Below are 2,409 nucleotides of genomic sequence, written 5' to 3'. Positions count from 1 at the left end.
CGGCTGGACCAGTGGGTGGCCGATGCCAACAACGCCAGCTTCGGCGCGCTGGCCGCCTATGACGACTGGGTGCCGGCCTTCACCGCGCTGTGGCACCAGGCCCAGGCCCAAGCAAAGACCCAAGCTCCGGCCCAGGCCCAGCCCGGCAACGAGGCAATCCAGGGCTGGCAGCGTTTCTATGCCGAGGTGCGGCAGCTGGCCGCCCTGCCCGCAGCGCAGCGCAACGCCAGGCTGTGCAGGCACATGCCGGCCGATGCGCCCCTGCCGTCTGCCTGCGACCCGGCTCAGGCCGGGGCGTCGGGATCCGCGGACGGATCGCGCCCCGGCAACTGAATGCGTGCCAGCAGGCCGCTGGAGCTGCCAGGCGGTGGCGACTGCAGCTGCAGGCTGCCGCCGTGCTGGGCCACGATCATGGACACGATGGACAGGCCCAGGCCATAGCCCGGCGATGCCAGTTCGCGCACGGCGCCCTGGGGCAGGCGCAGATCGTCCACATGGCGCACATGGCGCTCGCGCGCGGTGCCCAGCGCCACGGCGTCCATGCCCGGCCCCTCGTCGCGCACCTGGACGGTATGGCTGTCGCAGACTTCGAGCAGCACCTCCGAGCCATCGCTGTAGCGCAGCGCGTTCTCCACCAGGTTGCGCAAGGCAATGGCCAGCGTGTCCACGTCGCCCGCCACCGGCCCGCAGGGCTGCTCGGGCAGCACCACGTCCAGCCGCAGCTGGGTGGATTCGTCCTGCTGCCAGAACTCGGAGGCCACCATGCTGGCCAGCGTATCCAGCCGCACATCGTCCTGCGCCAGCGCCGAGCCCGAGGCCGCGCGCGACAGCTGCAGCAGCTTTTCCGTGCGCTGGCTCAGCCGCTCCAGCGCCTCGTGCGCGGCCCGCACGTCGGCGTTGTCCACGCCACGGTCCAGGGCCGTCTGCAGGCGCAGCGTGGCCACGGCCAGCGGCGTGCGCAGCTCGTGGGCCGCATTGGCGGCCATGGAGCGCTCCACCTGCAGCGCATGCGACAGGCGCTGCATCAGGTGGTTGATGCCCCGGCCCAGCCGCCACAGCTCGCGCGGCATGGCGTCCAGGTCCAGCGGCTCCAGGTTGGAGCCGCCGCGCTCGCTCAGCTGCAGCTGCATGTCGCGCAGCACGCGCAGGCGCCGCCGCGCGGTCACGCGCAGCGCCCAGCCCATGAGGGCGAGCATGACCAGCATCACCGAGCCCAGCGCCAGCAGCGCCCGCTGCAGCGCCTCGCTGCGCTCGACCATGGGATCGGCCAGCATCAGGAACAGCGGCTGCCGGGGATGGGCCACCACATAGATGCGCCAGCCCTCGCGCTCGTAGAAGCCCTCGCGCATGGGCACGGCAAAGGCCGCCACGGGGGCGGCCTGGGTGCGCAGCAGCACGTTGCCGCGGCCGTCCTGCAGCTGGTAGACCAGATCCTCGGCCTCGTCGCCCGGCTGCGAGGCCACATGCGGGCGCTGCACGCCCTCGCGCGAGTGGTCTTCCTGTTCCAGCTGGTGCACGGCCACCTCCAGCAGGCGGTGGCCGCTGTCGATCATTTCCTGGTCGAAGTTGTGGTGCACGATGTGGCTGACATACCAGGCCAGCGCCAGCACGCAGGCCAGCCAGACGGCGGCCAGGGCCAGTGTCAGCTCGCGGGCCAGCTGGTCGGCCAGACGGGGCGGCAGCGCCAGGCTGTAGCGCTGCGGCTCATCCATGCTCGAGGGCCAGGCGGTAGCCGGTGCCGCGCACGGTCAGGATGCGGTCGCGCCCGAGCTTGCGGCGCAGCCGGCTGATGAACACTTCCAGCGTGTTGCTGTCGGCCTCGGCATCGAAGCCGTAGAGCGCATCGAGCAGATGCTCGCGCGCGTGCACACGCTGCGGCTGGGCCGTGAGCACGCGCAGCAGCGCCCATTCCTTGGGCGTGAGCAGCAGGGTGCGGCCGGCATCGCGCACCATTTCGCGGGCCAGGTCGATCTCCAGCGTGCCCATGCGCAGCACGGCGTCCTGCCCGGCCTGCATGCCGCCGCCGCGCCGGCTCACGGCGCGCAGGCGGGCCAGCAGTTCCTCGGGGTCGTAGGGCTTGACCAGATAGTCGTCGGCCCCCGCATCCAGCCCGCGGATGCGATCGCTGACCTGGTCGCGGGCCGTCAGCACGATGGTGACGGGAGGCTGCGCCAGCCGGCGCAGCGTGGGCATGAGCGCCAGGCCGTCACCGTCGGCCAGGTGCAGGTCCAGCAGCACGGCCGCGTAGCTGGCACCGGCCAGGCAGGCGCGCGCCTGGGCCAGCGAGGGCACGCTGTCGATCAGAAAGGCCTTGGAGCGCAGATAGCTGCCCACCGCCTGGGCCAGAGCCTCATCGTCTTCGACCAGCAGGATTCGCATGGGAGGTTGGGCCTTCGCACGTCAGGATGC

Annotated in this window: 3 protein-coding genes; 1 reads left to right on the top strand and 2 read right to left on the bottom strand. The window is 71.9% G+C overall.

Features of this window, described 5'->3' with window-relative positions; genetic code table 11:
- Positions 1 to 333: aminopeptidase (locus L995_RS26100; RefSeq protein ID WP_047474217.1), on the top strand; the 333-nt coding region annotated here is incomplete at its 5' end.
- Here L995_RS26100 and L995_RS26095 read toward each other — a convergent pair.
- Both L995_RS26095 and L995_RS26090 read right to left on the bottom strand, forming a co-directional pair.
- Positions 285 to 1,712 (bottom strand): ATP-binding protein, encoded by a 1,428-nt coding sequence (locus tag L995_RS26095; protein WP_043789275.1) that lies wholly within the window; start codon positions 1,710 to 1,712, stop codon positions 285 to 287. The two genes, L995_RS26100 and L995_RS26095, sit on opposite strands and share 49 nt — an antisense overlap.
- Complete coding sequence (locus L995_RS26090) at positions 1,705 to 2,379, bottom strand: response regulator (RefSeq protein WP_016446608.1); 675 nt, start codon at positions 2,377 to 2,379, stop codon at positions 1,705 to 1,707. The genes L995_RS26095 and L995_RS26090 overlap by 8 nt, the downstream gene beginning before the upstream one ends.
- Positions 2,380 to 2,409 lie beyond the last annotated feature (30 nt).

Origin of the sequence: Delftia sp. ZNC0008 (genome assembly GCF_000799035.1) — a bacterium.
Lineage (GTDB): Bacteria > Pseudomonadota > Gammaproteobacteria > Burkholderiales > Burkholderiaceae_C > Comamonas > Comamonas tsuruhatensis.
The sequence above is the reverse complement of the archived record's forward strand: the minus strand, read 5'-3'. Positions and strand labels throughout refer to the sequence as shown.